The organism is Thalassovita taeanensis (assembly GCF_900110775.1).
GTDB lineage: Bacteria > Pseudomonadota > Alphaproteobacteria > Rhodobacterales > Rhodobacteraceae > Litorimicrobium > Litorimicrobium taeanense.
Map to the genome: position 1 here is coordinate 110,644 of NZ_FOEP01000012.1, position 7,262 is coordinate 117,905.

At 59.9% G+C, this 7,262-nt stretch carries 5 protein-coding genes; 3 read left to right on the top strand and 2 right to left on the bottom strand.

What is annotated here, in order from left to right; all coding sequences use genetic code 11:
* Positions 1-209: 209 nt before the first annotated feature.
* Entirely contained in the window at positions 210-2,828 is a 2,619-nt protein-coding gene (clpB, locus tag BSF79_RS15050; RefSeq protein WP_090270649.1) for an ATP-dependent chaperone ClpB, read from the top strand.
* Positions 2,829-2,898: 70 nt separating this feature from the next.
* On the opposite strand, the gene BSF79_RS19540 is transcribed toward clpB, so the two are convergent.
* Both BSF79_RS19540 and BSF79_RS15070 read right to left on the bottom strand, forming a co-directional pair.
* Positions 2,899-4,302: a calcium-binding protein gene (locus BSF79_RS19540; RefSeq protein WP_139246456.1), complete on the bottom strand. Its 1,404-nt coding sequence runs from the start codon at positions 4,300-4,302 to the stop codon at positions 2,899-2,901.
* A 219-nt stretch (positions 4,303-4,521) separates the two neighbouring features.
* A complete protein-coding gene (locus BSF79_RS15070; RefSeq protein WP_090270651.1) occupies positions 4,522-4,965 on the bottom strand; it encodes a DUF302 domain-containing protein in 444 nt (147 codons plus the stop codon).
* A gap of 207 nt (positions 4,966-5,172) precedes the next feature.
* Here BSF79_RS15070 and msrP point away from each other — a divergent pair, with 207 nt between their 5' ends.
* Positions 5,173-6,075, top strand: coding sequence for a protein-methionine-sulfoxide reductase catalytic subunit MsrP (gene msrP, locus BSF79_RS15075; RefSeq protein WP_090270662.1), 903 nt, complete (start codon positions 5,173-5,175; stop codon positions 6,073-6,075).
* Entirely contained in the window at positions 6,075-6,695 is a 621-nt protein-coding gene (gene msrQ, locus BSF79_RS15080; protein ID WP_175545342.1) for a protein-methionine-sulfoxide reductase heme-binding subunit MsrQ, read from the top strand. The genes msrP and msrQ overlap by 1 nt, the downstream gene beginning before the upstream one ends.
* Positions 6,696-7,262 lie beyond the last annotated feature (567 nt).

Below are 7,262 nucleotides of genomic sequence, written 5' to 3' on the forward strand. Positions count from 1 at the left end.
TGCCTCTTGCTGTCTCGATCTTATGGGTCTGAGGTTAAAATGTGGTTGCGGTGAAAATGCGGCTGCTTTGCTGACAAATTGTGGCAGTTGGTGGCCGCGGGGGCTTGAACGTTCGGGACCGAATATCCACCTTGGGTATGAGGCCCGGACAGGGGTGTGCCGAAATCGGGCACCCGATTGACAGGGCGCTTTTTGAAAAGGAGAGAGCCATGGACTTGAACAAGTTCACGGAGCGGTCGCGCGGTTTTATTCAGGCTGCACAGACGATTGCCATGCGGGAAAGCAACCAGCGGATGCTGCCCGAACATATTTTGAAAGCGTTGATGGATGATGCCGAGGGGCTGGCCAGCAATCTGATCAAGCGATCAGGGGGCGAGCCTGCGCGTGTGGCCGAGGCGGTCGATGCCGCCGTTGCCAAGCTGCCGAAAGTGACCGGCGACGCGGGGCAGGTTTATCTGGACAATCTGAGCGCCAAGATTTTGGGTGAGGCAGAGGATATTGCCAAGAAGGCGGGCGACAGTTTTGTCCCGGTCGAGCGGGTGCTGATGGCGCTGGCGCTGGTGAAGTCCAAGGCCAAGGATGCGCTGGATGCGGGCGGCGTGACACCGCAGAAGCTGAACGAGGCAATCAACGACATTCGCAAGGGTCGCACGGCTGACAGCGCCAGCGCCGAGGAAGGTTATGACGCGCTGAAGAAATATGCGCGCGATCTGACCGAGGCGGCCGAGCAGGGCAAGATCGACCCGATCATCGGACGCGACGAGGAAATTCGCCGCTCGATGCAGGTGTTGAGCCGCCGGACCAAGAACAACCCGGTTCTGATTGGTGAGCCGGGCGTGGGTAAAACCGCGATTGCCGAAGGTCTGGCGCTGCGGATCGTGAATGGCGATGTGCCTGAAAGCCTGCGCAACAAGCGGTTGATGGCGCTGGATATGGGCGCGCTGATTGCCGGTGCAAAGTATCGTGGTGAGTTTGAGGAGCGTCTGAAGGCGATCCTGAAAGAGATCGAGGACGCCGCTGGCGAAGTCATTCTGTTCATCGACGAGATGCACACGCTTGTGGGCGCGGGCAAGGCGGATGGCGCGATGGATGCGGCCAACCTGATCAAGCCGGCACTGGCGCGCGGAGAGCTGCACTGTATTGGTGCAACGACGCTGGATGAATACCGTAAGTATGTCGAGAAAGACGCGGCCTTGGCCCGCCGGTTCCAGCCGGTGATGGTGGAAGAGCCGACGGTCGAAGACACGGTTTCGATCCTGCGCGGTATCAAGGAGAAATACGAGCTGCACCACGGGGTTCGGATTTCCGACAGTGCGCTGGTTGCGGCGGCAACGCTGAGCCATCGGTACATCACGGACCGGTTCCTGCCGGACAAGGCGATTGACCTTGTGGACGAAGCCGCAAGCCGGTTGCGGATGGAAGTGGACAGCAAGCCAGAGGAACTGGACGCGCTGGACCGCGACATTCTGCAAAAGCAGATCGAGGTCGAGGCCCTACGGCTTGAGGACGATCAGGCCAGCAAGGACCGGCTGCAGAAGCTGGAAAAAGAGCTGGGCGATTTGCAGGATCGGTCCTCGGAGATGACGGCGAAGTGGCAGGCTGAACGTGACAAGTTGGCCGGTGCGCGCGACATCAAGGAAAAGCTGGATCACGCCCGTGCCGAGTTGGAGATCGCCAAGCGCGAGGGCAATCTGGGCAAGGCCGGGGAGCTGTCCTATGGCGTGATCCCGGCGTTGGAAAAGCAGCTGGCGGTGGCCGAAGAGCAGGGCGACGACGGCGTCATGGTCGAAGAAGCCGTGCGGCCTGAGCAGATCGCGCAGGTTGTGGAGCGCTGGACCGGTATTCCGACGACCCGGATGCTGGAAGGTGAGCGCGACAAGTTGTTGCGGATGGAGGATGGCCTGCACAAGCGGGTGATCGGCCAGAATGCAGCGGTGCGGGCGGTGGCCAACGCGGTGCGCCGGGCGCGCGCCGGCCTGAATGACGAGAATCGGCCGCTGGGCAGTTTCCTGTTTCTGGGGCCAACCGGCGTGGGTAAAACCGAGCTGACCAAGGCTGTGGCCGAGTTCCTATTTGACGATGACAGCGCGATGGTTCGGATTGATATGTCCGAATTCATGGAAAAGCACGCGGTTAGCCGTCTGATCGGGGCGCCTCCGGGCTATGTCGGGTATGATGAGGGTGGTGTGTTGACCGAAGCCGTACGGCGTCGCCCCTATCAGGTGGTGCTGTTTGACGAGGTCGAAAAGGCGCACCCGGATGTATTCAACGTGCTGTTGCAGGTTCTTGACGATGGTGTGCTGACCGATGGTCAGGGCCGGACGGTGGACTTCAAGCAGACGCTGATCATTCTGACCTCGAACCTTGGGGCGCAAGCCTTGAGCCAGTTGCCGGATGGCGCGGATGCGTCGGACGCCAAGCGCGATGTGATGGATGCGGTGCGGGCCCATTTCCGCCCCGAGTTCCTGAACCGTCTGGATGAGACGATCATCTTTGACCGTCTGGGCCGGGCCGACATGACCGGGATCGTCGAGATCCAGCTTGGGCTGTTGGCCAAACGGCTGGCGCGGCGCAATATCCAGATGGATCTGGATGACGGCGCGCGCAAGTGGCTGGCCGATGAAGGTTATGATCCGGTGTTCGGGGCGCGCCCGCTGAAGCGGGTGATTCAGCGCGCCTTGCAGGACCCGCTGGCAGAAATGCTGTTGTCGGGCGATGTGAGAGACGGCGATGTTCTGACGGTGTCCGCCGGGGCGGATGGGTTGATCATCGGGGATCGTGTTGCATCATCGAACCGGCCACGGCCTGATGATGCGGTCGTGCATTAAGCCTGACAGTTAAGACAAGACCGCCCGCCGGAGTGATCCGGCGGGCGTTTTCGTTTCAATGGCTGCGCGATCAGCCGAAATAGAAGTCGCTTGCGTCGATATCGCCGACCAGGGTGTTCAGCACGGTGATGTCATTTCCGGCGTTGACCTGAATGACGGTGTCGGCGCCTTGCTGATAAATGGTCAGTTCGCTGATCGAGGTGATGCCGAGGGGGGTGAAATCGAACATGTCGATGTCATTCTCGAAATCGGTGACCGTGTCGTGGCGCATCCGGGCTTCGAACACAAAGAGGTCAAAGCCCGCGCCGCCGGTCAACATGTCGTCGCCAAGGCCGCCGTTGAGTTTGTCATTGCCGTCGCCGCCGTCGAGTTGGTCCTTGCCGGCGCCGCCGTATATGATGTCGTCGTCGTTCTGACCCCAGAGGCGGTCATTGCCGTTGCCTCCGATCAGGGTGTCGAAGCCGTCGCCGCCATACAGCCGGTCATTGTCGGCGCCGCCGTTGATGTAATCGGCGCCCGCACCACCGGTCAGTTTATCATTGCTGGCGCCGCCTTGGATGGTATCCGCACCGTCGCCACCATCGATGGTGTCCTTGCCGGAGCCGCCGATCAGCAGGTCATCGCCGCTTTCGCCATAGAGGCTGTCCTGACCGTTGCCGCCGAGGACTGTGTCGTTGCCATCGCCGGTATAAATTTTGTCGCTGCCATCCATGCCGTCGATGGAATCGGCGCCGCTGGACCCTGTCAGGGTGTCGCCACTGGTGCTGCCGACTTGGGGTACTGCGGGGGCGAAGATGAAATCGGTGTCATCGAGCGCGGCAACGAGGGTGTTTTCCAGAACGATCCGGTTGCCGCCGCCAAGATCAAGGTAGACCGAAGTGTCGTGCTGAGAGGCGTTGAGTTGATCCAGAGTGCTGATCCCGACGGCAGAAACGTCAATCTGGTCTGTACCGTTTTCGAAATCGGCGATGGTGTCGATGCCTGTGCCCTCGCCGAAAAAGAAGGTATCCGCATCCAGTCCGCCGGTCAGCAGGTCGTTGTCGGCTCCACCACTGAGCCAATCTGCGCCTGCGCCGCCGATCAGCGTGTCGAAGCCATGGCTGCCGATCAGGCTGTCATTGCCATCGCCGCCCTCGGCGGAATCGTCGCCGGAGCCGGTGTTGAGCAGGTCATTTCCGGTGCCGCCCATAAGAGTGTCCTGGTTGTTGCCGCCCAGCAGGGTGTCAGCGCCCGCGCCACCGATCAGCATATCGTCGCCAGTGTCGCCGCTGAGGGTGTCGTTGCCGTCGCCACCCGAAACATAGTCGTTGCCATTGCCGCCGAGAATGAAATCGCTTCCCAGCCCGCCATAGATCTGATCCGCGCCATTGTCGCCGAAGTAGGTATCGTTGCCGCTAAGCAGGTCGACGATGTCCGCAGTGGCACTGCCCGCGAGTGTGTCGTTGCCGCTGGTTCCGTAAGTGAATGTTGGCATAGGCCCTCTCAGAGATCGCTTGTCAGGGTTTACCCCGCCGCATGAAAGCGATCGCTGTGCGACAGGGGGCTGAGTTCAGGCTAGCCCTGTCTTTTGATCCGCGCAAAAGAAGTGTTGAAATTGCAGTAAAAAAGCAGGCCTCCCCCCGCGGGAGCATGATTTGGGGGGGGAGGCCGGGTACAATCACCGCGAATTGGCGGCATTGTTTATTTGCGCCTGTCAGTCCAGGCCGATGGCGGAGCGCACGATGGTGTCCAGCAGGGCCTCGACCTCTTTCATCGGGCCGTCGGGGAAGCCGCGGTAGCCGATGATGGTCTGATCGTCTTGATCGGGCATTTGCGCCACGAAGATATCATAGGGGCAGAAGCGGATATTCATCGGATCGGCCTCCATCACTTTGCGCGACAGTGCGGCCGAGCAGAAGCTGTAGACATCGGCATGGGCGAAAATGGTGATGTCGGACCCGACATCCTGCCGCGTGCGTTCCAGCATGTCGCCGACGTGCGAGGTGGCATCGATAACCAGCCCCTGATCGACAATCGCGTTTTCCAGCCCGAAGATTACATCTGCGTAGCTTTCATCGGTGGTGTATTGCACAAGATCGTCTGCCAATGCGGCAGAGGTGGCCATTGTCAGGCCGATCGCCAGTAGAAGCGGTTTCATGTCGTGATCCTCCTATCCTCAGGTTCGGGGCAGTTTATGCCCTATTTCCTTTTCTACTTTGATGCAGGTCAACGCTTCACGCCAGTCAGGTGTTTGCGCATCGGCGGGAAATGTTTCAAGCCCGGCACACCATCGTGAGAGGAAGTGGTTTGGAGCGGTGCCGCTTCTGCCCCTAGATATGTGCAACGCATAGCTTAGGAGAGCATGATGGCCGGACGCTGGAAAAACGACCTGACAGAAAACGCGGTGACGCCCGAGCGGGCCTTTTTGGATCGGCGTCAGGTCATGGCCGGGCTGGCCGGGGTTGGTCTGGCAGCATCGCTGCCGGGGGTGGCGCGGGCGGAGGGGTTGAAGCCCAACTCGTGGGAGGAGGTCACCACCTATAACAACTACTATGAGTTCGGCACGGGCAAGGATGATCCGGCACGCTATGCCGAGGCGCTGACGGTTGCGCCCTGGACGGTGAAGATCGACGGGATGGTGGACCGGCCTGCGGACTATGCGCTGGAGGATATTCTGGCGAAGATGACGATCGAAGAGCGGCTGTATCGGTTCCGCTGTGTCGAGGCGTGGTCGATGGTGATCCCGTGGAATGGGTTCGAGCTGTCGGATCTGCTGGCGCTGGCCGGGGTCCAGTCTGGTGCCAAGTATGTGGCGTTTGAGACGCTGTACCGCCCTGAGGAAATGCGCGGGCAGGCCTATCCGGTGTTGGAGTGGCCATATGTCGAGGGGCTGAGGCTGGATGAGGCGATGCATCCGCTGACGATCATGGCGACGGGGATTTACGGTAAGGACCTGCCCAATCAGAACGGCGCGCCGCTGCGTGTGGTGGTGCCGTGGAAGTATGGGTTCAAGTCGATCAAATCGGTGGTGCGGATTACGCTGACGGATAAACAGCCGCCGACCAGCTGGAACAAAGCCAACCGCCGCGAATACGGCTTCTATAGTAACGTGAACCCGCAGGTGGATCATCCGCGCTGGTCGCAGGCCAGTGAACGGCCCATCGGGGGCGGGCTGTTTGCCAAGCGCATTCCGACGCTGGCGTTCAATGGCTATGGCGAAGAGGTTGCCGGGCTGTATGCGGGCATGGATCTGAGCAAGCAATTCTGATGTTGGTGGATCGGATCAATCAGAGCGCCCGCAAGATACCGGCGTGGTCGCTATATATAGTGGGCGTTCTGCCGGGGCTTTGGTTGCTTTGGCAGGCGGTCAACGGTGGGCTGGGCGTCGATCCGGTCAAGGCACTGGAGCATGAGCTGGGCTTGCTGGCGTTGCAGCTACTTGTGGCGGGGCTGTGCATCACGCCACTGCGCCGGGTTGCCGGGGTGAACCTGCTGAAGTTTCGCCGCGCGATTGGGTTGTTGGCATTCTTCTATGTGGTGCTGCATCTGCTGGTCTGGATGGTGCTGGACCTGCAACTGCTCAGCCGGGTGTGGGCCGACATCCTTAAGCGTCCCTATATTACCGTGGGTATGGCCGCGTTGGTGTTGATGCTGCCGCTGGCAATAACATCGAACAATTGGTCGGTGCGCCGACTGGGGCGGCGGTGGCGGCAGTTGCACAAGCTGACCTATGTGGTGGTGATCCTGGGCGGGGTGCACTTCGTGATGCTGCGCAAAGGCATTCAGATCGAGCCGCTGCTGTATCTGGCAGGGATTGCCGCGTTGCTGGCGTTCCGAGTCGGGCCGGGCGTGTCGCGAATCCGAGTCAGGCTGGGAAGAGCCGGGTGAATCGCCCGGATTCGGCGTGTTTCCGGCGCTGGTTCGCGGCGTTCTGGGGATAGGTCTGTGGATAAGTCCGGTCAGCCCTCAGAATTGCCGCGAAACGCGTGCGGATTCGGAGGGATTTAGCGCCGCCTCAACTTTTGTGATTTCGTAAGGCTTTGTTTTTAATGGTAAATGAATGTTTTTTCAAAAAAGGTTCATGAAAGCGAAAAAAAGGGTTGCGGGTATGGGCTACTGGGCTTAGAACCCCCTTCACCGGCGGCGCTGAGGCGCACAACGGGACGCCAGACGGGGCGGACGGAAGCGGAGACGCAGAGGTTCAAACGGTCTGAACGGTAAGAAAATTTTGAGGTTGATGAGGCGGGTCGCGCTAAGTAGTTTTAGCGCTTCCGGTTGATTTTGTCTCTGGGTCTTTGGCCCGCGCTCTTTGAAATTGCTAATATCTGAAGAGATATGTGGGCGGTTTGGTTCAGTTCGATGGATCAACGTCTGTATATCGCGCTAGTAGGGGCAACCCGATGATCTAGTGTCAGCTTCACTGTTTGAACGGCTTTCGGTTTCTGATGAAACCTG